Source organism: Ornithinimicrobium sediminis (assembly GCF_021272345.1).
GTDB classification, from domain to species: Bacteria; Actinomycetota; Actinomycetes; order Actinomycetales; family Dermatophilaceae; genus Ornithinicoccus; species Ornithinicoccus sediminis_B.
The window spans coordinates 21769-43569 of the sequence record NZ_JAJSDQ010000003.1; the positions used below are offsets into that span (position 1 = coordinate 21769).

Genomic DNA, 21801 nt, shown 5'->3' on the forward strand with positions numbered 1-21801 from the left:
CCGACCCGTGTCCGTGACCGTCCTGGTGCTGCGCCGCGCCCGGGCCTCCCTGGGCCTGGTCGCGACCATCGTGCTGCTGGTGACGGGCACGACCGCGATCATCGCGGGCACGGTCGGCTACTCCCGGGCCGCGGCCACCACCGCGGCACGGCAGGCGATCACCGACACCCAGCAGCCGACCGAGGCCGGCCTGCAGGTGCAGACCCGCCTGTCCGAGGACCCGGTCACCCAGGACGCGACGGCCCGCCTGCTGATCGCGCAGGCCTTCGCCCCGGCCCCCGTCGAGGTCCAGCGGACCGTCGCCGTCGAGCCACGGCCGGTCGCGGGGCGGGACGAGCAGCTGCAGATCCTCGCGGGCGACGCCCTGACCCCCGGGGCCTCCGGGAGCGACCAGGTCGAGCTCGTCTCCGGCACCTGGCCGTCCGCCGACCAGCCGGAGGGGGCGCTGCACGCGGGCGCCGCGCAGCGCTGGGAGGTGGGGGTCGGCGACAGCCTCGACGTCGCAGGAGTGCTGGTGCGGGTCGTGGGCGTGTGGCGTCCCACGGACCCTGAGGCGGCCTTCTGGTTCGGCGACCCGCTGGCGGCCACCGGAGGCGCGCCCGAGCTCGTGGGACCGCTGGTGGTGGACCCGACGGTCACCGGCGAGTTCGGGGACACCCCGTTCGTGCGCTGGACCGTGCAGCCGGACGCCGCAGACCTCGAGCCCGAGGACCTGGCCCGGCTGGCCGACGCAGCCGCCACGCTGCAGTCCACCGTGCGGACGCCCGGGGTCGCGGTGCGCGGGGTCACCGTCGAGGGCGACCTCGCACCGACGGCCGCCACGGCGGCACGCAACCTCGCGACCGCCCGCGCCCTCAACGTCGTGCCGCTCATGCTGCTCGTCGGCGTCTCCGTCATCGCGGTGCTGCAGCTGGCACGGCTCCTGGCGGCAGCACGCACGGGCGAGGTCGAGGTCCTCGTCGTCCGCGGCGCCTCCCGTCGGCAGGTGGTGCTGTGGAGCCTGCTGGAGGCAGCCGCGGTCACGCTGCTCGGCGCCGGGGCGGGGGCCCTGCTCGCCGTCGCGGTGCTGCAGGCCGTGCCCGCCGGCCCCGCCCAGGCCACCGGCGCCGTGGTCACGGCCACCCTCGCCGGCGTCGGAGTGCTGTCGGCGCTCAGCGCCGTCACCGTCCACCAGGTGCGGGTGGTCTCCGACCGCCGGGCGCAGGACCGGTCGGGCCGCACCCGGACGGTGGCCGCGCTGGGCACCCTCGTGCTCACGGTCGCTGCCGCCCTGCTGGCCTGGTGGCAGCTGCGCCGCTACGGGTCACCCCTGGTCACCGACCCGGACGGCACACTGCGCAGCGACCTGCTCGCGGGCGCCGCACCCACCCTGCTGCTCGCCGCCTGCGCCGTCGTGGCCACCGCCCTGCTCGGCCCGCTCAGCCGCGGGGTGGAGAGCCTGACCCGGCCGTCGCGCCGTCTCGTCGGCCACCTCTCCGCGGCGCAGGTCTCCCGCCACCTCGTCGTCTACGCCGTGCCCGTCGTGCTCACCGTGCTGGCCGTGGGCGCCACCACCCTCGCCGGCCTGTATGCCGCGACCTCGGCCGACCTGCGCGCCGGCCTGGCCGACCTCGGCCAGGGCGCCGACGTGCGGGCGACCCTCGCGTCACGCCCCGTCGCGGGGCAGAGCGGTGAGGTGCTCGGTCTCCCACCCGTCGGCGAGGAGCCGGCGGTCGACGCGGTGGCTCCGGTCTGGCTCACCGAGAGCCAGGTCGGCTCCGGCCGCGCCGACCTGGTCCTGGCGCCGCTCACCGCGCTCGACCGGGTCGCGGTCGTGCCCCGTGGCGCCGCCGACCCCGGGGAGCTCGCCCCGGTGCTGGGACAGCCGGTGCGGGCAGGGGCGGTCGAGGTGCCTGCGGGCACCTCGGAGGTCACGGTCGAGCTGGAGGTCACGACGTCCCTCCCGGAGACCTCCCTCGCCGAGCTCGAGGAGGCCGTCGCCGACCTCACGGAGCAGTACGAGGAGGAGGGCGTCGACCCGGGGGCCCAGACCGGGGACGACGACCCCGACCCCGGGCAGCTGGCCCGGGAGGCCGTGGTCTCGGACCTCACCCGGGAGCGCGAGGTCGCGGTGCGCCTCACCGTCCTGGACACCGCGACCGGCGCCTCCCAGACCGTGCGGGCCGGGACCCTCGACCTGCCCCTGGACGTCAGCGCCGACGCCGACGGCGTCACCGGCCGCCCCGCCGGCGCGTCCGCCACCTTCCCCGTCACCCTCCCGGTCGGTGACGGGACGGCATACCTGGTCACCGGGGTGGACATCGAGCTGCCGCAGGTCTCCGCGCCCTACCGGTCCACGGCCGGGGTCGCTGTCGTGGTGGCCGGTGACCGCCTGCCGACGGGCACCGACGCCGAGACCTGGGCCGCGACCGCCGGAGCCCCGCAGGGCACGGAGGTCTCCCCGGCCGACGGGGGCGGGCTGAGCGTCGCCGTCACCACGCCGATGCTGGGCAGGTTCGTCACCTCGGACACCGTCCTGGTGCCGGTGGGTCCGGACCCCGGGGAGGCGGGACCGGTGCCCGTCGCGGTGACCCGGGCCCTCGCGGAGGGCACCGACCTGTCCGTCGGCTCACCGCTGACGCTGCAGGTCTTCGGCTCGGAGGTGGCCGCCGAGGTGGCCGCGCTCGTCGACGCGGTGCCGGGCACGCTGGCGCCGGAGGTCGTGCTGGCCGACGCCGGCTCGACCAGCGAGGCTCTGCGCGCCCGGTCGCGCACGCTCGGGGACCCCACGGAGCTGTGGGCCGCCGCGGCCGACCCCGTCGCCGCGGTCGAGCAGGTCGCGCAGGTGCCCGGCATCGCCGACGTGACCGGACCCGGTGCCGTCTCGGTGACCGACGTGGCCTCGGCCGTCCGGCTGGTCTTCTGGGTGGCCTCGGCCGGTGCGGTGCTGCTCGCCGTCACCGGCATCGCCGCGGTGGTGGCCACGCTGCTGTCGGCCCGCCGTCCCGAGGTGGCCGTGCTCCGCACCCTCGGCATGCGCCCGGCCGCCCAGGCACGGGCGCGCGGCGCCGAGCTCGCCGGGGTCGTCCTGGCCTCCGTCGCGCTCGGCCTGGGGGCCGGCCTGCTCGTGGGCGCTGCCGTGGTGCCCGACCTGGCGCGGTCCACGACCCTCGCGGGCAGCGTCGGCCTGTCCCCCGTGCTCAGGCTGGAGGTCTTGCAGTGGGCCGGCCTCATGGCGCTGGGCGGTGTCGCCGTCGTGCTCGTCCTCACCGTGCTGGCGCTGCGCGTGCGGGCACAGGCCCTCGACAGCACCTACCGTGAGGAGATCCGGTGAGGCGGCGCGTCCCCGGAGCCGCCGGGCTCGCCTGGCGCCAGCTGGGCGCCGACCCCTGGGTGCCGCTCGTGCTGGCCGCGCTCGTCGCGCTCCTCAGCTGCCTCGCGACGGTCTGGCCGCGGGCCGTGCTGGACATGGACACCCGGCAGGTCGACTACTCCGTGGGCGAGCTGTCCGCGCTGCGCCGTGACGTCGTGGCCACCTACGTGGTGCCGGACGTGCCCCTGGCCGGGACCAGTGGCGAGGAGGGTGTCTTCGACGACCCGGAGGTCACCTGGGACCCACTGGTGGAGGGCCTGGACCGCGCCCGCCGCTCGCAGCCCGAGCCGCTGCGCTCCCTGCTGCAGGACGGGCGCTTCACGGTCGACGTCCCGGGCCTCCGGCGCGCGCCCAGCGACCCGGCCAGCGCCATCCGGTTCGCCGACCTGCAGTTCCGCGTCGACCCCGCACTGCCCGAGCTGGTGACCCTCGTCGAGGGCGACTGGCCGGCTGCCACGGCACCCTTCGGCCACGATGCCGGAGGGGGCCCGGTCGACGACGCCCTGGAGATCCTGCTCAGCGCCGACGCCGCCGAGCAGCTCGCGTGGGAGGTCGGGGAGGAGCGTGAGATGGCCAACGCACCGCTGACCCTGCTGGTCGGCACGTACGAGCCGGTCGACGCCGACGACCCGCACTGGCTGCACAGCCCCTACGGCGCCGAGCTGGCGACCTTCTTCGACGGCAACGTCGGCACCACGGCCCGGGCCGCGGCCTACCTCGCCCCGGGCAACCCGGGCAGCATGCCCTTCGCGGGCAGCCGACAGTTCCGCATCTGGTTCCCGCTGGCCGCCGCCGACGTGCCGGGTGACCAGGTGGGCCTGCTCACCGCGCAGCTCAACCGCCTGACCGCCGCGGAGACCACCGTGGTGCCGGGGCCGGCGCCGGACGACGCCCTGGTGCCCGAGCTCACCGTGCGCTTCTCCAGCGAGGTCTTCGACACGCTCGCCGACCTCTCGAGCGGGCAGCGGGCGACGGCGTCCGTGCTCGCCGTGGTGCTCGCGGGCCCGGTGGGTGTGGCGCTCGCGGTCTTCGCCGTCGGGGCACGGCTCGTGGTGCAGCGACGCCGCAGTGCTCTGGCGCTCACCCTCGCCCGCGGCGCCTCGGACGGCCAGGTGCGCACACTGCTGGCCGCCGAGGGCGCTGTGCTCGGGCTGCCGGCGGCGGCGCTGGGGTATGCCGTCGCCGGGCTGGTCGTGCCCGGCAGCACCGGCTGGGGGGAGTGGCTCGTCGCACTGCTCGTGGGACTCGTCCCGGCCGCGGCGCTGGGGCTCAGCCCCACGACATACAGCCAGCGGGAGGAACGCAGCGACCTCGGCACCACCCGGTCGCGGGTGCGGTGGACCGTCGAGGTCGCCGTCGTCGTGCTGGCCGCGCTCGCCCTGTGGCGGCTGCTCGACCGCGGGCTGACCGGTGTGGGCGGGACCGGCGACACCGGCGTCGACCTGCTGATGGCGAGCACGCCGGTGCTCCTCGCGCTGGCCGCCTGCGTGCTGACGCTGCGGCTCTACCCCTTCCCCGTGCGGGCGCTGGTGCGGCGCTACCGCGCCCGGCCGTCGCTGACCGCCTTCCTCGGCGCGGCCCGCGCCGTGCGCGACCCGGCCGGGGGCCTCGTGCCGGCCCTGGCGGTGGTCCTCGGCGTGAGCGTGGCGATCTTCAGCACCGTGCTGGCCGGCACGGTCAACAGCGGCGCCGAACGGGCCGCCTGGGCCCAGACGGGGGCGCAGGTCCGGCTGACCGGCCCCCAGGTCACCGACGAGCTCCTCGAGACCCTGGCCCGGACACCCGGTGTCGCCGAGGTGGCCCGGGTGAGCGAGGCCGCGCGCACCGTCAACCTCAGCGGCGACGTCACGGCCCAGGGCGTCACCGTGCACGTCGTGGACGACGCGCTGGCCGCCGTGCACGCCCGCGCTCCCCTCGTCGAGGCCCTGCCCGACGCGTTGTACGCCGCGGGCACACCCCCCGCCGTGCTCACCGGTGGCGCGGTCGGCGACGCGGCGGCCACGGTCGTCGTGAGTGGCCTGGGGAGCGCACGGGTCGTCGGACATCTCAACGACCTGCCGGGGGTGAGCAGCGGCCGGGAGTTCCTCGTGGTGCCCCGCTCGGCCTGGGAGGCCGCCGGCGGCTTCACCCCGGTCGGCACGGTGGCGCTCGTCGGGGTGCAGGAGCCGGCCGACGCAGAGGCCGTCGCTGCAGAGCTGGCCACCGCGGTGCCGAACGCGCTGGTCGAGACACCACAGGAGCAGCTCGACGAGCTCCGCGCAGCGCCGGTCACCTCCGGGCTGACCACGCTGCTCACGGCCGCCGTCGTCCTCACCGCGCTGCTGACCGCCGTCGCGATCCTCCTGGTGCAGCTGATGGGGGCGCCCAGCCGTGCCCGCGTCCTGGCGGTGCTCCGTACGATGGGGCTACCGAGGCGGGCGGGCAAGGCCGTGACCGCCTGGGAGCCGGCTCCGCTGGTGGGCACGGCGCTGGTCGTCGGCGGCCTGCTGGGCGGGCTGGTGCCGTGGCTGCTGCTGCAGGCCGTCGACCTGCGGGGGCTGACCGGGGGCCGGGCACAGCCCGCCCTGCACCTCGACCCGGTCGCCCTCGGCCTGGTCGTCCTGGGTGTGGTCGGCACCGTCGTCCTCGCCGTCACCGTCTCGGCCGCGGTCTCCGGCCGCACCGATCCGGCGCAGCAGCTGCGGGCCGGCGAGGAGAGGTAGGACCCCATGACGAGCATCACTGCTGACCGCGACCGGCACGGGCCGGACATCCTCTGTGAGGACCTCGTGCGCATCTACTCCACCGAGGGGGTCGAGGTGCAGGCGCTGCAGGGTCTGAACCTGCGGGTCGACCCCGGCGACGTGGTGGCCCTCGTCGGCGCGTCCGGGTCGGGCAAGTCGACGCTGCTCACGATCCTCTCCGGCCTGGACACCCCCACCGGCGGCCGGGCCCGGGTGGCCGGCGTCGACCTGCTGTCGATGACCCGGCGGCAGCGGGTGAGCTACCAGCGGCACACGGTGGGCTTCGTCTGGCAGCAGACCTCGCGCAACCTCATGCCCTTCCTCACCGCCGCCGAGAACATCGCGCTGCCCCTGGTCATCACGGGTGACCGGCACAGGGCGCGGCGGGTCGACGAGCTGCTCGAGCTGCTCGACGTCGCCGACTGCCGCGACCGACGTCCGGGCGAGCTGTCCGGGGGCCAGCAGCAGCGCGTGGCGGTCGCCACCGCCCTGGCCAACAACCCTGCGGTGCTCCTCGCGGACGAGCCGACGGGCGAGCTCGACGACGCCATGTCGGCCGAGGTGCTGGACGCGATGCGGCAGACCTCCGAGCAGCTCGGGGTCACGGTGCTCATCGTCACGCACGACCCGACCATCGCCCACCACGTGCGACGCACCGTGCAGATCCGGGACGGGCGGACCTCCACCGAGGTTCTGCGCCGCACCGAGGTCGACGCGTCGGGCCGGGAGCGCACGGTCGCCGAGGAGTTCACGGTCATCGACCGGGCCGGGCGGCTGCAGCTGCCGAGCAGCCACGTCGAGCGGCTCGCCCTGCGTGACCGGGTGCGGCTGGAGCTGGAGGAGGACCACGTGGGCGTCTGGCCGGACGAGCCCCGGGACAGGGGGGACGCGGGATGAGCGAGCAGGCGGCATACCTGCTGGCGGGAGAGGACCTGCACCGCACGTTCGGCACGGGCGCCGGGCAGGTGCACGCGGTGTCGGGGGTGAGCCTCGCCGTCCACCCCGGCGAGCTCACCGTGGTGCGCGGCCCCTCCGGCTCGGGCAAGACCACCTTGCTCAACCTGCTGGGCGGGCTCGACCGGCCGACCTCCGGCCGGGTGCTGCTCGGTGACGGGAGGGTGCTCTCGGAGCTGCCCGAGGACGACGTGCTGGCGGTGCGCCGCGAGGGGGTGGGCTACGTCTTCCAGTCCTTCGGTCTCATCCCGGTGCTGTCCGCGGCCGAGAACGTCGAGGTGCCGCTGCGGCTGCTCGGGACCCCGGTGCGCGAGCGGACCGAGCGGGTGGAGGAGGCGCTGGCGCTCGTGGGTCTGGGGGCCCAGGGCAGGCAGCGGCCCTACGAGCTCAGCGGCGGGCAGCAGCAGCGGGTGGGCATCGCCCGGGCGCTGGTGGCACGGCCACAGGTCCTGCTCGCCGACGAGCCGACCGGCCAGCTCGACTCCGACACCGCTGCGACGATCATGGACCTGCTCGCCCGGCTGACCCACGAGCAGGGCATCGCGGCCGTCGTCTCCACGCACGACCCGCTGCTCATGGCCCGTGCCGACCGGGTCGTCGAGCTGCACGACGGGCGCCGGGTCGGGGGCTGAGCGGAGCCGGCCGCAGGTACGGTCACCGGGACGACAGCAGACAGGAGGACACCGATGCCCTCGTGGCAGACCCGGGCCGTGGGCCTCTACCTCAGGGCCACCCGCAAGCGACGCTACGCGTCGGCCGAGCGGGGCCGTCGCAGCATGAGCGCCGGGCTCCCGGCGGCAGCGCCGCCGGCGCACCTCGGCGACCGGCTGACGTCCGAGGTGGTCGACGGCTTCGAGGTCACCACCGTGACGCCCGCCGCCGGCGCTCTCGGCGGTGGTCACCTGCTCTACCTGCACGGTGGCGCCTTCGTCAACGGCATCGCCCGCCAGCACTGGGCGCTGGTCGCCGAGCTGGCCGAGGCGACACAGCGCGCCGTGCACGTCGCGCGCTACGGGCTGCTGCCCGAGCACGATGCCGACGACGCCGCGGGGCACCTGGAGGCACTGCACCGGCACCTGGCTCCGCAGGGTCCGCTGCACGTGCTCGGTGACTCCGCCGGCGGCAACCTGGCCCTGCTGCTCGCGCAGGCCCAGGCCGGCGGAGGGACCGTCGTCGGGCTCACCCTGGTGGCCCCCTGGCTCGACCTGTCGATGAGCAACCCCGAGGTCGACGCACTGGAGCCGCACGACCCGTGGCTGACCCGGGCCGGGCTGCGGCCCATCGCAGCCGCGTGGGCCGGCACCCACGACCTGCGCTCCCCCGCCGTCAGCCCGCTCTTCGGCCGTCTCGACGCCCTCCCCCCGACCGCCGTGCTGGTCGGCGACCGTGACATCTGCCTGCCGGACTGCCGGGTGCTGTGCGAGCGCGCGACGTCGCAGCCGCCGCCGGTGCTGCACGTCGAGGCAGGGTCGCCGCACGTCTACCCGCTGCTGCCGACCCCCGAGGGACGCCGGGGACGTCAGGTCATCGTCGACCACGTGCGGAGCACCTTCGCCTGACGCGGCCCTAGGGTGGGCTCGTGAGTGCGCCACTGCCGCAGCAGCCGGTCCGCCTGGCCGGTGAGCGGGTCGTCCTGCGCGCGTTCGGGCCCGCCGACGAGGCGGACCTGGTCGCCGCGTTCGCCGACCCGCAGGTCCGGGCCTGGAACCCCGGGCCCGATGACCCGGCAGGAGTGGCCTCGTATGTCGCGGGCCGCAACGACTGGAGCGCGGCGGACCATGCCTCGTGGGCTGTCGCGGACGCCTCGGACCGACTGGTCGGCTCGGTCTCGCTGCACAAGGTCGACCTCGACCAGGGCCATGCCGAGATCGGCTACTGGACGGCGCCGTGGGCACGCAGGAGGGGGTATGCGGTGGCGGCGGTGCTCACGGCGACCCGGTGGGCCGTCACCGACCTCGGTCTGCACCGGGTGCACCTCTTCCACGCGGTCGAGAACCTCGGGTCGTGCGCCGTCGCCCGGGCAGCAGGCTTCCTCCTGGAGGGCACGCTGCGTCAGTCCTACCGGTATGCCGACGGTGCGTACCACGACGAGCACCTGCACGCCGTGCTCGCCGAGGACCTCGCGGCCTTCGGCAGCTGACCAGGACCGGTCGCGACGCGGGCGGGGCGCCCTGCCGCGGTCACGGCTCGGGTGCCGCCGTGTCCGACGGGTGCTGTGCTGCAGCACAGCACCGGTCAGACAACGCAGCACCCCTCAGACAACGCAGCACCCGTGGCCGCCCGGACCCGGCGTGGGGTCAGCCCTGGTCGAAGGCTGAGTCGAGGCGGACCAGCGGCGACGGCGCCTGAGCCTGCTGCGCGCACCGGAGCGGGCTAGGGTCGTCGCAGCCCGGACGAGGCCGTCCGGTGCGCTTCACGTCCAGCTCGGGGACAGGAGGAGTGCTGCTGTGCCATCAGCCCGCACCCGTCGCCGAGGGTCCCGCAGCACGCCGCTGGACCGCGAGGTCATCGTCACCGCTGCCCTGCAGCTCTCTCGTGTCCCGGAGCCGGGTGCGCTCAGCTTCCGCCGGCTCGGTCAGGAGCTCGGGGTCGACCCCACCGCGGTCTACCGGCACTTCCGCGACAAGGACGAGCTGGTCGATGCCGCGCTGGACCGGCTGCTGCAGGACGTCAGCACCCGGCTCACCGCTGGCCTCGGATGGCGTGGACGCCTCCAGGAGGCCGCCACGCTCTACATGGACGCGGTGGCGAGCCACCCCGGCATCGGGACGGAGGTCGCGCATCGCACGACGGGCGGGCCGGGCGAGGCCGACGCCATGGAGCTCGTGCTCGGCAGCCTGGCCGAGGCCGGCCTCAGTGGCGACGGGCTCATCCGGCACTACGCGCTCTTCTCCACCTACGTCCTGTCGTGCGCCGCGGCTCTGGCGGCGCACCGGCTGCACGCCGGGACCGAGGAGTCCCCCGACCTCGGGCCCTGGGCCTCGCCCCCGGCCCGGCTCGACCCTGCCGCATACCCGCAGCTGACCAGGCTGCAGGGCAGGATCGCCGCCCTCACCACCCGGGAGGTGACCCTCACCGGCCTGGAGCTGGTGCTCGACGCCGTGGAGCGCGCCGCCGCGCGACCGTGACCCGGGGTCACCAGGTGTTCACGGCACCGACACGTCAATGCTGTTGACAGAGGCCGGCTGCGACGCGACAGTAGGTCACACATCTTTCGGTGGTCGAAGGAACCGTGCGGGGCGGGACACGCCCCGACCGACCCGAGGTCATCGTCAGGATGAGCGCGCTCCGCCACCGCCGAGGTGTGCGAGCAGCTCACGGCACGGGCCCTGGCGTAGGCCCGGAGGTGCCCGCTGCTCCGTCTCGCAGCGCGGCACCGGGTATGCGGTCGAGGCAGTCGGGGGGCGCCTCGACCGCATACCCCTGTGGGACCAAAGCCTCTGCCGGTCCGGCGCCGCACCGGGAAGGATAGGTGCATCCGAGACACGGGAGGACGTGCCATGACCGAGGTGGACAGCAACCCCCAGCTGCGCGCGGTGTTCGGGCGCATGATCCTGCAGATGGCGGTGGTGTGGGCCGCGACCATGATCGGCGGCGCGGTGGCCGCCAAGGCGAGTGACGACTTCATCTGGGTGCTCTTCGTGCTGATCAGCGGCTTCATCCTCTCCAGCGCCGTCCTGGAGTCGGGCCGACGGCACGCCATGGTCGCCGACCGCCGCTGACACAGGGGCTCACCGGCCGGCGACGGCCCGGCCGGCGTCCCAGCCGGGCGCGCGGCCTCCGGGTGGCAGCGGCACCTCGTCCAGGTCGTGACCGCTGCGCTGCAGCACCCAGGAGACCAGGGAGTTGGAGTTCCACATCTCCCCGGCCGCCAGCTCGTCGCGACCCCAGGTGGCCCTGGGGCACTGCGGCACCAGCGTCAGCACCCGGCGCGCGCGGTGGCCGTCCCGGCTGAGCACGTGGGGACTGCGCACGGCCTCGGCCTCGTCCGGGATGAGACCACCGGGCCAGCAGCGCACCTCGTAGCGGAAGAACCGTGAGCGTCCCAGGACCCGCAGACCCACCGGGCCCTCGCCGACGACGCCACGGTCCACCGGCGGGTTGCCCCAGACGGGCGTCATCTCGATCACGGAGCGCACGCCGTCGAGGTGGACCACCAGCGCCGAGTGGTAGAGGTCGCACCGGGGTCGCCTGCCCACCGCGGCCACGACCGACTCGAAGACACGCCCGTTGACCCGCACGCATCCGGTGGTGTCCCCCGCTCCGAGCGGCAGCCACCACAGCTCCACGGCAGCGCGGTGCAGCTGCTCAGACATCGGGGGCGCTCCTGGTTGGCACGGCCTGACCCACCGGCCGTCGCAGCGGCAGGTGGACCGTGAACACGGTGCGGCCCGGCCGCGACTCCACCGTGACGTGGCCCTGGTGGGCCTGGACGACGGCGGCCACGATCGCGAGCCCCAGCCCGGTGCTGCCGCTGCCCGGCGAGCGCGCATGGTCGCCGCGGGCGAAGCGCTCGAAGACCTGGGGCAGCTGCGACGCCGGGATCCCCGGCCCGTCGTCGGTCACCTCGAGCACGGCCTCGCGACGGCCGTCCGCAGCGGCCGCCGCCGTCAGCGCGAGCGTGACCGTCGTGCCCGCCGGAGTGTGCACCCGGGCGTTGGCCAGCAGGTTGGCGACCACCTGGTGCAGCCGCGCGGGGTCGCCGTCGAGCTCCACCGGGTCCTCCGGCAGCTGCAGCACCCAGCGGTGGTCGGGCCCCGCGGCCTGCGCGTCCGCGAGGGCGTCGACGACGACAGCGGTCAGGTCGACCCGCTGCGGCTCCACGGCCGGCGCGGCGTCGAGGCGGGCCAGCAGCAGCAGGTCCTCCACCAGCGCCGACATGCGGGTCGCCTCGGACTCCACCCGGCCCAGTGCGTGCGTCACGTCCGCCGGCAGGTCGTGGGGACTGCGCCGGGTCAGCTCGGCATAGCCCCGGATCGAGGCCAGCGGCGTGCGCAGCTCATGGCTGGCGTCGGCCACGAACTGCCGCACCCGGGTCTCGCTCGCCTCACGGGTGCTGAGAGCCGACTCGACGTGCCCGAGCATCCGGTTGAACGCGGCGCCGACCTGGCCCACCTCGGTGCGCGGGTCGGTGTCCGCCTCCGGCACGCGCTCGACCAGCGCCACCTCACCCCGCTCGAGCGGCAGCTCGGCGACGTGTGACGCAGCCGCGGCCACCCGGTCCAACGGCCGGAGCGTGCTGCGCACGATGGCGGTGCCCGCGGCCGCCGCCACCACCAGCCCCAGCAGGGCGACGGCCCCGACCACCAGGACCAGGCGCTGCACCGTGCCCTGGAGGTCACCGAGGGCGAGGCCCGTCACCACGACCGTCCCGGCGGGACCCTCGGTGGCAGCCAGGCGGTACTCCCCCAGGTCGGCGCCCAGGTCCACGGTGCGGTGCACCCCGTCGGCGGGGACGCTCGCGAGCTGTGCGGCCTGCTCGGCGGAGAGCAGCTGCGCGGTGCCCGTGCTGTCCAGCACGGCAGCCCGCAGGACGGCGCCGTCCTGGACCAGTGCCCCCAGGGTGTCCTCGGCCTGACCCGGCACGAGCAGGAACTCGGGCCCTCGACCGTGCCGGCCACCCTGGCCCTGGCCCTCACCCTCGCCCGTGGCCCGCTCGGCAGCGCCCTGTGAGCGGACCACTGCCGTGGCCAGCTGGTCGTCCAGCCGTGCGGTGAGGAAGTCGTCCATGGCCAGCACGCTGACCACGGCGATGACCCCCAGCACGGCGGCCATCAGGGCCGTCAACGCCACGGTCAGGCGCCGTCGGAGTGTCCAGTGCCTGGGCATGGGCCGGCCTAGGAGGCCGGCTTGAGGACGTAGCCCGCGCCGCGCAGGGTGTGGATCATCGGCGGGCGGCCGGCGTCGACCTTCTTGCGGAGGTAGGACACGTAGAGCTCGACGATGTTGGCCTGGCCGCCGAAGTCGTAGTGCCACACGCGGTCCAGGATCTGGGCCTTGCTCAGGACCCGGCGGGGGTTGCGCATGAAGTAGCGCAGCAGCTCGAACTCGGTGGCGGTGAGCTCGACGGGATCGCCTGCACGCCATACCTCGTGGCTGTCCTCGTCCAGCACGAGGTCGCCGACGACCAGCCGGGGGTCGGGCCGGGTCTCGGCGACGGCGCGGGTGCGGCGGACCAGACCGCGCAGCCGGGCGATGACCTCCTCGAGACTGAACGGCTTGGTGACGTAGTCGTCGCCTCCGGCCGTGAGACCGGCGACCCTGTCCTCGACAGCGTCCTTGGCCGTGAGGAACAGCACCGGCACGTCGTCCCCCGAGGACCGTAGGCGGTCCAGCACCTCGAGGCCGTCGATGTCGGGCAGCATCACGTCGAGCACGACGACGTCGGGGCCGAAGTCACGGGCCGCGTGGACCGCGCTCATCCCCGTGCCCTCGGTCCGCACCTGCCACCCCTCGTAGCGCAGCGCCATCTGCAGCAGGTCGGCCAGGACCGGCTCGTCGTCGACCACGAGCACGCGGACCGGCGACCCGTCGGGTCGGGTGAGCTCGCCCCCTGCCGCGCCCGGTCCTCCGTGCGGCCGACCGGCCATCTCCATGCACCTCACTCTCGACGGGTGCGCTGTGTCCTCTCCCGACGCTACCTGTGCGTGCGCTGTGCCGGTGGGGCCGAAAGTCCTATCTCCGGGACAGCCACGGCACAGCCCCGGGACAGGTTCGAGCAGCAACCTGGAGGTACGGGCTCGGGAGACACCCGGGACCGGTCGAGGAGGAGCACATCATGAGGATCACCCAGAGAGTGGCCGCGGCGGGGATGGCCGGCGTCATCGGCCTCGGCGGGCTGGGCGTGGCCACCATGGGTGGCGCGTTCGCCGTGGCAGCGCCCGAGGACACGCCCGTCGCCGCCCAGGAGGTCGACCAGGACGTCTGCGACGGACCTGACATGCTGCGGGACCGCGACGGCGGTGGCCCGGCCGCTGACGGGCAGGGAGCCCGGCAGGGCCAGGCGGCCCGCAACGGCGCCGGACCGGTGAGCGGGACCGTCGCCGAGATCCTGGGCCTCACCCAGGACGAGCTGCGCGAGGCGATGTCGCAGGAGGACACCACCCTCGCCGACGTGGCCGAGGACCAGGACGTCGCCACCGCGACCCTGGTCGAGGGCCTGGTCGCTGCGCACACCGAGCGCATCCAGGACCGTGTCGACGACGGCCGGCTGTCGCAGGAGGCGGCCGACGCCCGCATCGCCGAGCTGACCGAGCGGGTCACCGCCATGGTCGAGGACGGCGTGCACGACCCTGTCCGGGACCGTGACCGGGACCGCACGGACGACGGCGAACGCCCGGACGACGGTCAGCGTCGTCACGGCCAGCAGTCGCGGCAGGGCGGCCCCAGCAGCTGACCGCCACGTCGACGCCGCCCACGACGCCGCGCCCCGTCATCCGGGGGGCGTGGCGTCGGGACGTCCGCGCCGGACCCGCCCGGCGCCGGCTGCGCAGGGCGGCACAATGAGGGGCATCGGGACGGAAGGGGACCCATGAGACGGCATACGGCGCTGCCCCCCTGGGACTCGGTCCTGGCGGTGGTGGCACATCCCGACGACGAGTCGTTCGGGCTGGGTGGCGTGCTGGCAGCGTTCGCCGCTCAGGGCACCCGCGTGTCGGTGCTCTGCCTCACCCGAGGCGAGGCCTCCACCCTGCACGGCGTCGAGGGAGACCTCGAGGAGCTGCGGGCCGGCGAGCTGGCCGCCGCGGCGCAGGCCCTCGGGCTGCACCACGTGCACCTCACCACGCACCCGGACGGCCGCCTGCCGGAGGTGGACCTCGACGTGCTCGCCGCGCACGTCGTCGAGGACGCCCGCCAGGTGCGCGCCGACGGCCTCGTGGGCTTCGACCTGACCGGCGTGACCGGGCACGCCGACCACGCCCGGGCGACGCAGGCGGCCGTGCGCGCTGCGGAGACACTGGACCTGCCGGTGCTGGGCTGGACCATCCCGGACACGGTGGCCGAGCAGCTGTGCACCGACTACGGCGCCCCGTTCGAGGGCCACCGGCCCGACCAGATCGACCTCACGGTGCCGGTGGACCGGCCGCTGCAGCTGGCTGCCGTCGCGTGCCACCCGAGCCAGGCCGTGCCGGGGAGCGTCCTGTGGCGTCGGCTGGAGCTGCTCGGCGACGAGGAGCACCTGCGTTGGCTCCGGCGGGCGTGAGAGCCGTCTCCCCTGGGGCGGAAGGAGGGGTGAGGTGCACGCTCGGCGGCCCCGAGAAATGTACGGACGACCGGACGTATGGTTCACTAGTGACATACCCCCTGGGGTAACTAACCCACCCTCACCACGAAGGAGCACTGCCCGGTGACCACCACCACCCAGACCCCCGCCCTCGTCGACTCCGCCTGGCTGGCAGAGCAGCTGGACGGCGGGTCCGCGCCGCGGGTCCTGGACGTGCGCACGCCCGCCGAGTTCGAGACCGCCCACATCCGCGGCTCCTACAACGTCCCCCTGGACACGCTCCGCGAGCACCGCGACGACATCGCCCGCCATCTCGACGAGGACGTGGTCCTCGTGTGCCGCTCGGGTCAGCGCGCCCAGCAGGCGGAGCAGGCCCTCGCCAGCACCGACCTCAGCAACGTCAAGGTCCTGCACGGCGGCATCACCGCCTGGCAGGGGGCCGGCCACCCCGTCAAGGAGGGCCACCAGCGCTGGGACCTCGAGCGCCAGGTGCGCCTCGTCGCCGGCTCGGTCGTGCTCACCTCGATCGTCGCGAGCGCCTTCGTCCCCGCGGCCCGCTGGGTCGCAGGGGGGATCGGCGGAGGGCTGACCTTCGCCGCGCTCAGCAACTCCTGCGCCATGGGGGCCCTGCTCTCGAAGCTCCCCTACAACCGGCCGGCCTCCTGCGACCCGCAGTTCCTGGTCGACCAGCTGGCGGGAGGCTCACAGCCGCGATGAGCACCCTCGTCCTCACCCTGGCCCTGGCAGTCCTGGTGGGCGTCACGCTGGGCCTGCTGGGCGGCGGCGGCTCGATCCTCATGGTCCCCCTGCTGGTCTACGTGGCCGGCATGGAGGCCAAGGAGGCCATCGCCACCTCGCTGCTGGTCGTGGGCGTCACCAGTGCCGTCGGCGCCATCTCGCACGCGCGGGCCGGCCGCGTGCAGTGGCGCACCGGCCTCATCTTCGGGGCCGCCGGCATGGCCGGCGCCTACGGGGGCGGGCGGGTGGCCGAGTTCATCCCGGGTGAGGTCCTGCTCATCGCCTTCGCGCTCATGATGCTGGCCACCTCGGTCGCCATGCTGCGCGGCCGCAAGGCGGTGGACCCCGACAAGGTCCACGAGAAGCTGCCCGTCGGCAAGGTGGTGCTCGAGGGTCTGGTCGTGGGCCTGGTCACCGGCATCGTCGGCGCGGGCGGCGGCTTCCTGGTCGTGCCGGCGCTGGCCCTGCTGGGAGGGCTGCCGATGCCCGTCGCGGTCGGCACCTCCCTGGTCGTCATCGCGATGAAGTCGATGGCAGGGCTGGCGGGCTACCTCGCCTCGGTGCAGATCGACTGGACCACCGCCGCCATGGTCACCGGGGCCGCCGTCGTCGGTGCCCTGGTCGGCGGTCTGTTCTCGGGCAAGATCCACCCGGACACCCTGCGCAAGATCTTCGGCTGGTTCGTGCTGGTCATGGCGTTCTTCGTCGGCGGCAGGGAGGCACCCGAGGCGTTCTGGTCGCTGCTGCCGTTATGGGGCTGGGTCGCCGTCGGCGCAGCCGTGGTCGCCGCGGTGACAGGCCTGGTCCTGTTGCGCCGCAGGCGCTCACGCAGCACCGTGGTGGACAGTCCCCCCGCAGTGACGCGCCAGGAGTGAGATGAAGCCGCAGCCGCCGGACGTCCGCCCCCTCGACCGGGCCAGCCCGCTGCCCCTGTGGGCCCAGCTGCACGGCGAGCTGGTGCGGCGGCTCAACGCCGGAGCGTTCGTCGACGGCTTCCCGGGGGAGCACGAGATCCAGCAGACCTACACCGTCTCGCGGCACACGGTGCGCGAGGCGATGCGCCGCATCCGGGACGCCGGCCTGGTCGAGTCCGGCCGTGGACGGCCCACGCGCGTGCGGCCCGCCAGGCTCGAGCTGGGGCTGGGGAGCCTCTACTCCCTCTTCCGCGAGGTGGAGGCTCTCGGCATGGAGCAGCGCAGCACCGTGCTGTCCCTGGGCATGTCACCGAACCCCACGGTCGCCGTGGAGCTGGACCTGCCGGTCACCGAGCCGCTCTTCCATCTGGAACGGGTGCGCTTCGCCGACGGCACGCCGCTGGCCCACGACCAGACCTGGCTGCCCGCCGAGGTCGGCGCGCCGCTGCTCGACACCGACTTCGAGCGGGCCTCCCTCTACGAACAGCTGGAGCGCCTTGGCGGCCGGCGACCCGACGGGGGCCGCGAGCGCATCACGGCCGTGGTGCTGGACCTGGCGATGAGCCGCGCTCTCGGGGCTCCCGGCAGCACCGCCGGCCTGCAGGTGCACCGGGTCGGCACCGTGGACGGTCACCCGATGGAGTACCGCCGCAGCACCATCCGTGCCGACCGCTACTCCCTGGTCATGGACTGCTCCTCGCACGGCTGTCGGGTCGGAGCCACGACCCAGGTGCACCGGACGCGCTGACGGGCCTCCGGCATACTGGCTGACCATGCGTGTCCTGGTCACCGGAGGAGCCGGCTACATCGGCTCGCACACCGTGCTGCACCTCGTGGGTGCCGGGCACGAGGTCGTGGTCGTCGACGACTTCAGCAACGCCAAGCCCACGGTCGTGGGCAGGCTCGAGGAGCTGGCGGGCCGGCACATCCCGGTGCACGCCTTCGACCTCGCCGACGCGGAGAAGCTGGACGTGCTCCTGGCGCAGGAGCGGGTCCAGGCGGTCGTGCACTTCGCCGGCTACAAGGCGGTCGGCGAGTCGGTGGCGCAGCCGCTCGACTACTACCGCAACAACCTCGGTGCCACGATCGCGCTGCTGCGGGCGATGCAGCGCCACCGCATACGGCCGCTGGTCTTCTCCTCCTCCGCGACCGTCTACGGCCCGACGCCACGGGTGCCCATGACCGAGGACCTGCCCACGTCGGCGACCAACCCCTACGGCTGGACCAAGGTCATGATCGAGCAGATGCTGCGCGACCTGACCGCCGCCGAGCCGCAGTGGCGGGTGGCGCTGCTGCGCTACTTCAACCCCGTCGGCGCGCACCCCTCCGGCAGGATCGGGGAGGACCCCTCGGACGTCCCCAACAACCTCATGCCGTATGTCGCGCAGGTCGCGGTCGGTCGCCGCGGGGAGCTGTCGGTCTTCGGCGACGACTACGACACCCCCGACGGCACCGGTGTGCGGGACTACATCCACGTCGACGACCTGGCCGCGGGGCACGTGGCCGCGCTGGAGTGGATCACGACGCACGACCGTCCCCTGTCGGTGTGGAACCTCGGCACCGGCCGGGGCACCAGCGTGCTCGAGCTGGTGCGGGCGTTCGAGCAGGCCAGCGGGCGGACGATCCCCTACCGAGTCGTCGGCCGCCGGGCCGGCGACATCGCCTCGTCGTACGCCGACCCGAGCCTGGCCGAGGCCGAGCTCGGCTGGCGGGCCACCCGGACCGTGCACGACATGTGCGCCGACACCTGGCGCTGGCAGCAGGCCAACCCGGAGGGCTACCCCTCCTGAGCCGCCCTCCCCCATCCCGCGTTGCCAGGGGTTTTCCGCCCCCCACCCCCGCGTTGCTAGGGGGTTTGTGCCCCACAGGCCGCGTTGCCAGGGGTTTTCCGCCCCACCCTGAGCGTTGCCAGGGGGGCCTTGCCTGGGACGCACGCCTGCCAGGGCCGTGTCCCGTCCACTCTGGCCGCAGTCGCTCCTCCTCCCCGACGACATCCCAGCGCACATGCCCTGCACAACCCCGAGCAAGCGAGGTGGACGGGGCGGAACACCCCTAGCAAGCGAGGTGGACGGGGTGCAGAACCCCTCGCAAGGGGGTGGGGGGCCTACGATCGGAGTATGCCTCTGCGCTTCAGCGGTCTCGGAGACCTCGAGCGCGCCGTCATGGACACTCTCTGGGCGCACGGCCCGGGGCTCACTGTGCGCGAGGTGCACGAACGGCTCAGCGACCGCGACCTGGCCTACACGACGGTGATGACCGTCCTGGACCGGCTCGCCAAGAAGGACCTCACGACGCGTGAGCGCGAGGGCCGTGCCTGGCGCTACAGCCCGGCCCACTCCCGCGAGGAGCTCACCGCCGCCTCGATGCGCAGCGGCCTGCAGTCCCTGGACAGCACCGACCGGCGCCAGGCCATGCTGCACTTCCTCGGCGATGCCGAGCCCGGAGAGATCGCCGACCTCAAGGCCGCGCTGGCCGAGGTCGAGCGTCGTCACGACTGAGCTCTGCCCGAGGCACCATGAGCTACGCCGCCGTCACCGCCCTCGTCGTGCTGGCGGTCGGGCTGTCCACCCTCGCGCCGTGTCTGCTCGCGCCCGTGACCGGACTGCGCCGCAGCCCCGGCGCCACCCTGCTCCTGTGGCAGTCGGCGAGCCTGGCCGCGGTGGCGGCCGCGCTGCTCGCCGCCCCCGTGGCGGCCTGGGGAGCAGGCTCCCGTCACCCGGCGCTCCTGGCGCTCGCGGTGCTGGTCAGCGGTGGCATGGCGCTCCGCCTGCTGGTGAGCGGCCATCGCGTCGGCACCGGCCTGCGTCGCCTGCGGTCGCACCATCGCGACCTGGTCGACCTGATCGCTGCCCCCCGGGACCGTCCGGCCATCGGCCTGCCGGCCGGACGCGGGCTGCGGGTGCTCGACCACCCCAGCCCGACGGCATACTGCCTGCCCGGTCACCGTGGCCGCATCGTCCTCAGCGCGGGCACGCTGGACCGGCTCGGGCCCGAGGAGCTGACGGCAGTGCTCGCCCACGAGCGTGCCCACCTGGCGGCTCGGCACGACCTGGTGCTCGAGCTCTTCTCCGTCCTGCACCACGCCGTGCCCGCACGCGTCCGCTGCGAGGCGGCTCTCTCGGAGGTGCACCTGCTCGTGGAGGCACTGGCCGACCGACGGGCTCTGCACGTCACCGGTCCGGTCCCCCTGGCCCGCGCGCTGGTGACGCTGCACGAGGCGGCCCACCCGGACGCCACCCTCGGTGCCGGGACGACGACGGCCCGGACCAGGGCGCGGCTGGAGCTCATCGCCGCCGCCGACGCCCCGCGGCGGTGGCAGAGTGTGCTGATGGTCACATCGTCGCTGGTCGTGGGCCTGACCCCCTGGTTGATCGCCGTCGCGGGGCTGTAGCCTGACGACAACGTGTAGTACTTCCTCTCCGTGCACCCAGGAGCCAGCCCATGGAAGCCCTCGACCTGGCCCGGTGGCAGTTCGGCATCACGACCGTCTACCACTTCTTCTTCGTCCCGATCACGATCGGTCTGTCGCTGCTCGTGGCGATCATGCAGACGGTGTGGATCCGGACGCGCAACCCCGAGTGGCTGCGCCTGACGAAGTTCTTCGGCAAGCTGTTCACCATCAACTTCGCCCTCGGGCTGGTGACCGGCATCGTCCAGGAGTTCCAGTTCGGGATGAACTGGTCGGACTACTCACGGTTCGTCGGTGACATCTTCGGCGCCCCCCTGGCGATCGAGGCGCTGCTGGCGTTCTTCCTGGAGAGCGTCTTCCTCGGCCTGTGGATCTTCGGCTGGGGCAGGATCCCGGAGAAGCTGCACGTCGGAGCCATCTGGGCCGTGCACATCGGCACCGTGCTCTCGGCCTACTTCATCCTCGCGGCCAACTCGTTCATGCAGAACCCCGTGGGCTACCTCAACAACCCCGAGACCGGTCGGGCCGAGCTCGTCGACTTCTGGGCCGTGCTCACCAACCCGGTCCAGCTGGTCACCTTCCCGCACGTGATCGCGGCGGCCTGGATGACCGGTGGGGCGTTCGTGCTGGCCATCGCGCTGTGGCACGTATGGCGCAGCGCGACACCCGCCGCGGACAAGCCGATGTACCGCAAGGCGACCCGCATGGGCGCCGTCGCGGTGCTGGTCGGCGGCCTGGTGGTCACGGTCACCGGTGACCTGCAGGGCAAGATCATGACCGAGGTCCAGCCGATGAAGATGGCGGCCGCGGAAGGGCTCTACGAGACCTCCGCCGAGGGAGAGGGTGCGCCCTTCTCGATCATCACCGTCGGCACCCTCGACGGCACCGAGGAGATCTGGGCCGTCACGGTGCCCAACCTGCTGTCCTACCTGGCCACCGGCACCTTCGACGGCGAGGTGAAGGGCATCAACCAGCTCCAGGAGGAGTACGCCCTCACCTACTCCGGGGACGCCCTGACCGTGGCCGAGGACTACCGCCCCATCATCCCGGTCACCTACTGGAGCTTCCGGCTGATGATCGGGCTCGGCATGGCCGGCATGGCCATCGCCGCAGCGGTGCTCTGGGCGATGCGCGGCGATCGGGAGCTGCGCCACCGAGGGTGGTTCTACGCCTCGGTGGTGGTGCTCTTCCTCCCGCTGTTCGCCAACTCCTTCGGCTGGATCTTCACGGAGATGGGCCGCCAGCCGTGGGTCGTGCACGGCCTGATGACCACGGCCACCGGCGTCAGCCCGGGTGTGAGCACCTTCGAGGTCGCCACGTCGATGATCGTCTACACCCTGCTCTACGGCATCCTGGCCGTCGTCGAGGTGGGCCTGATCCTGCGCTACACCAAGGTGGGCGCCGACCCCGCGCCGACCGAGTCCCTCGACCCGGCGGAGCGCGCCGACGACGCGCCCTTCGTCTTCACCTACTGAGCTGCAGGAGGC

At 74.1% G+C, this 21801-nt stretch carries 20 protein-coding genes; 17 read left to right on the forward strand and 3 right to left on the reverse strand.

What is annotated here, in order from left to right:
• The first annotated feature begins 7 nt into the window (after positions 1-7).
• The 8 genes from LVO85_RS07905 (at position 8) to LVO85_RS07940 (ending at position 10751) form a co-directional block, all read left to right on the forward strand.
• Positions 8-3313, forward strand: coding sequence for an FtsX-like permease family protein (locus LVO85_RS07905; protein ID WP_232747379.1), 3306 nt, complete (start codon positions 8-10; stop codon positions 3311-3313).
• Positions 3310-6054 carry an FtsX-like permease family protein gene (locus LVO85_RS07910; protein ID WP_232746882.1) on the forward strand — a complete coding sequence of 915 codons (2745 nt, stop codon included), beginning with the start codon at positions 3310-3312 and terminating at the stop codon, positions 6052-6054. Before LVO85_RS07905 ends, LVO85_RS07910 begins: the two co-directional genes overlap by 4 nt.
• A 6-nt stretch (positions 6055-6060) precedes the next feature.
• Positions 6061-6972 carry an ABC transporter ATP-binding protein gene (locus LVO85_RS07915; RefSeq protein ID WP_232746883.1) on the forward strand — a complete coding sequence of 304 codons (912 nt, stop codon included), beginning with the start codon at positions 6061-6063 and terminating at the stop codon, positions 6970-6972.
• On the forward strand, positions 6969-7661 hold the full coding sequence (locus LVO85_RS07920; protein ID WP_232746884.1) for an ABC transporter ATP-binding protein: 693 nt from the start codon (positions 6969-6971) through the stop codon (positions 7659-7661). Before LVO85_RS07915 ends, LVO85_RS07920 begins: the two co-directional genes overlap by 4 nt.
• 54 nt (positions 7662-7715) lie before the next feature.
• The gene (locus LVO85_RS07925) at positions 7716-8588 is read left to right on the forward strand and encodes an alpha/beta hydrolase fold domain-containing protein (protein WP_232746885.1); all 873 of its coding nucleotides are present in this window, start codon (positions 7716-7718) and stop codon (positions 8586-8588) included.
• 20 nt (positions 8589-8608) lie between these two features.
• Positions 8609-9169: a GNAT family N-acetyltransferase gene (locus LVO85_RS07930; RefSeq protein WP_232746886.1), complete on the forward strand. Its 561-nt coding sequence runs from the start codon at positions 8609-8611 to the stop codon at positions 9167-9169.
• 307 nt (positions 9170-9476) lie between these two features.
• Positions 9477-10157, forward strand: a complete 681-nt coding sequence (locus tag LVO85_RS07935; protein WP_232746887.1) for a TetR/AcrR family transcriptional regulator — start codon at positions 9477-9479, stop codon at positions 10155-10157.
• A gap of 372 nt (positions 10158-10529) precedes the next feature.
• Positions 10530-10751, forward strand: coding sequence for a hypothetical protein (locus tag LVO85_RS07940; RefSeq protein ID WP_232746888.1), 222 nt, complete (start codon positions 10530-10532; stop codon positions 10749-10751).
• A 9-nt stretch (positions 10752-10760) separates the two neighbouring features.
• Here LVO85_RS07940 and LVO85_RS07945 read toward each other — a convergent pair whose 3' ends face one another.
• The 3 genes from LVO85_RS07945 to LVO85_RS07955 are packed head-to-tail and all read right to left on the reverse strand — an operon-like array spanning position 10761 to position 13625.
• The gene (locus LVO85_RS07945) at positions 10761-11345 is read right to left on the reverse strand and encodes a hypothetical protein (RefSeq protein WP_232746889.1); all 585 of its coding nucleotides are present in this window, start codon (positions 11343-11345) and stop codon (positions 10761-10763) included.
• Positions 11338-12858, reverse strand: coding sequence for a sensor histidine kinase (locus LVO85_RS07950; protein WP_232746890.1), 1521 nt, complete (start codon positions 12856-12858; stop codon positions 11338-11340). Before LVO85_RS07950 ends, LVO85_RS07945 begins: the two co-directional genes overlap by 8 nt.
• Before the next feature lie 8 nt (positions 12859-12866).
• The gene (locus tag LVO85_RS07955) at positions 12867-13625 is read right to left on the reverse strand and encodes a response regulator transcription factor (protein ID WP_408637681.1); all 759 of its coding nucleotides are present in this window, start codon (positions 13623-13625) and stop codon (positions 12867-12869) included.
• Positions 13626-13807: 182 nt separating this feature from the next.
• On the opposite strand from LVO85_RS07955, the gene LVO85_RS07960 reads away from it, so the two are divergent.
• The 9 genes from LVO85_RS07960 to LVO85_RS08000 all read left to right on the forward strand — a co-directional run bounded on the left by LVO85_RS07960 (position 13808) and on the right by LVO85_RS08000 (position 21789).
• The gene (locus tag LVO85_RS07960) at positions 13808-14425 is read left to right on the forward strand and encodes a hypothetical protein (RefSeq protein ID WP_232746891.1); all 618 of its coding nucleotides are present in this window, start codon (positions 13808-13810) and stop codon (positions 14423-14425) included.
• Positions 14426-14560: 135 nt separating this feature from the next.
• Positions 14561-15232, forward strand: coding sequence for a PIG-L deacetylase family protein (locus LVO85_RS07965; protein WP_232746892.1), 672 nt, complete (start codon positions 14561-14563; stop codon positions 15230-15232).
• 144 nt (positions 15233-15376) lie between these two features.
• Positions 15377-15970: a rhodanese-like domain-containing protein gene (locus tag LVO85_RS07970; RefSeq protein WP_232746893.1), complete on the forward strand. Its 594-nt coding sequence runs from the start codon at positions 15377-15379 to the stop codon at positions 15968-15970.
• On the forward strand, positions 15967-16866 hold the full coding sequence (locus LVO85_RS07975; protein WP_232746894.1) for a sulfite exporter TauE/SafE family protein: 900 nt from the start codon (positions 15967-15969) through the stop codon (positions 16864-16866). The genes LVO85_RS07970 and LVO85_RS07975 overlap by 4 nt, the downstream gene beginning before the upstream one ends.
• Before the next feature lies 1 nt (position 16867).
• Positions 16868-17653, forward strand: coding sequence for a GntR family transcriptional regulator (locus LVO85_RS07980; protein ID WP_232746895.1), 786 nt, complete (start codon positions 16868-16870; stop codon positions 17651-17653).
• 25 nt (positions 17654-17678) lie between these two features.
• Positions 17679-18695, forward strand: a complete 1017-nt coding sequence (galE, locus tag LVO85_RS07985; protein ID WP_232746896.1) for a UDP-glucose 4-epimerase GalE — start codon at positions 17679-17681, stop codon at positions 18693-18695.
• 327 nt (positions 18696-19022) lie between these two features.
• Positions 19023-19403 carry a BlaI/MecI/CopY family transcriptional regulator gene (locus LVO85_RS07990; RefSeq protein ID WP_232746897.1) on the forward strand — a complete coding sequence of 127 codons (381 nt, stop codon included), beginning with the start codon at positions 19023-19025 and terminating at the stop codon, positions 19401-19403.
• Between the two features lie 17 nt (positions 19404-19420).
• Positions 19421-20296, forward strand: coding sequence for a M56 family metallopeptidase (locus tag LVO85_RS07995; RefSeq protein WP_232746898.1), 876 nt, complete (start codon positions 19421-19423; stop codon positions 20294-20296).
• Between the two features lie 50 nt (positions 20297-20346).
• Positions 20347-21789 (forward strand): cytochrome ubiquinol oxidase subunit I, encoded by a 1443-nt coding sequence (locus tag LVO85_RS08000; RefSeq protein ID WP_232746899.1) that lies wholly within the window; start codon positions 20347-20349, stop codon positions 21787-21789.
• Positions 21790-21801 lie beyond the last annotated feature (12 nt).

What these genes read in the sequence shown, in the direction of transcription:
- galE (WP_232746896.1), top strand. Translation starts at nt 17,679, where the DNA reads ATGCGTGTCCTGGTCACCGGAGGAGCCGGCTACATCGGCTCGCACACC.
- LVO85_RS07960 (WP_232746891.1), top strand. Translation starts at nt 13,808, where the DNA reads ATGAGGATCACCCAGAGAGTGGCCGCGGCGGGGATGGCCGGCGTCATC.
- LVO85_RS07920 (WP_232746884.1), top strand. Translation starts at nt 6,969, where the DNA reads ATGAGCGAGCAGGCGGCATACCTGCTGGCGGGAGAGGACCTGCACCGC.
- LVO85_RS07925 (WP_232746885.1), top strand. Translation starts at nt 7,716, where the DNA reads ATGCCCTCGTGGCAGACCCGGGCCGTGGGCCTCTACCTCAGGGCCACC.
- LVO85_RS07995 (WP_232746898.1), top strand. Translation starts at nt 19,421, where the DNA reads ATGAGCTACGCCGCCGTCACCGCCCTCGTCGTGCTGGCGGTCGGGCTG.
- LVO85_RS07945 (WP_232746889.1), bottom strand. Translation starts at nt 11,345, where the DNA reads ATGTCTGAGCAGCTGCACCGCGCTGCCGTGGAGCTGTGGTGGCTGCCG.
- LVO85_RS07940 (WP_232746888.1), top strand. Translation starts at nt 10,530, where the DNA reads ATGACCGAGGTGGACAGCAACCCCCAGCTGCGCGCGGTGTTCGGGCGC.
- LVO85_RS07955 (WP_408637681.1), bottom strand. Translation starts at nt 13,625, where the DNA reads ATGGAGATGGCCGGTCGGCCGCACGGAGGACCGGGCGCGGCAGGGGGC.
- LVO85_RS07915 (WP_232746883.1), top strand. Translation starts at nt 6,061, where the DNA reads ATGACGAGCATCACTGCTGACCGCGACCGGCACGGGCCGGACATCCTC.
- LVO85_RS08000 (WP_232746899.1), top strand. Translation starts at nt 20,347, where the DNA reads ATGGAAGCCCTCGACCTGGCCCGGTGGCAGTTCGGCATCACGACCGTC.
- LVO85_RS07950 (WP_232746890.1), bottom strand. Translation starts at nt 12,858, where the DNA reads ATGCCCAGGCACTGGACACTCCGACGGCGCCTGACCGTGGCGTTGACG.
- LVO85_RS07980 (WP_232746895.1), top strand. Translation starts at nt 16,868, where the DNA reads ATGAAGCCGCAGCCGCCGGACGTCCGCCCCCTCGACCGGGCCAGCCCG.
- LVO85_RS07975 (WP_232746894.1), top strand. Translation starts at nt 15,967, where the DNA reads ATGAGCACCCTCGTCCTCACCCTGGCCCTGGCAGTCCTGGTGGGCGTC.
- LVO85_RS07965 (WP_232746892.1), top strand. Translation starts at nt 14,561, where the DNA reads ATGAGACGGCATACGGCGCTGCCCCCCTGGGACTCGGTCCTGGCGGTG.
- LVO85_RS07990 (WP_232746897.1), top strand. Translation starts at nt 19,023, where the DNA reads ATGCCTCTGCGCTTCAGCGGTCTCGGAGACCTCGAGCGCGCCGTCATG.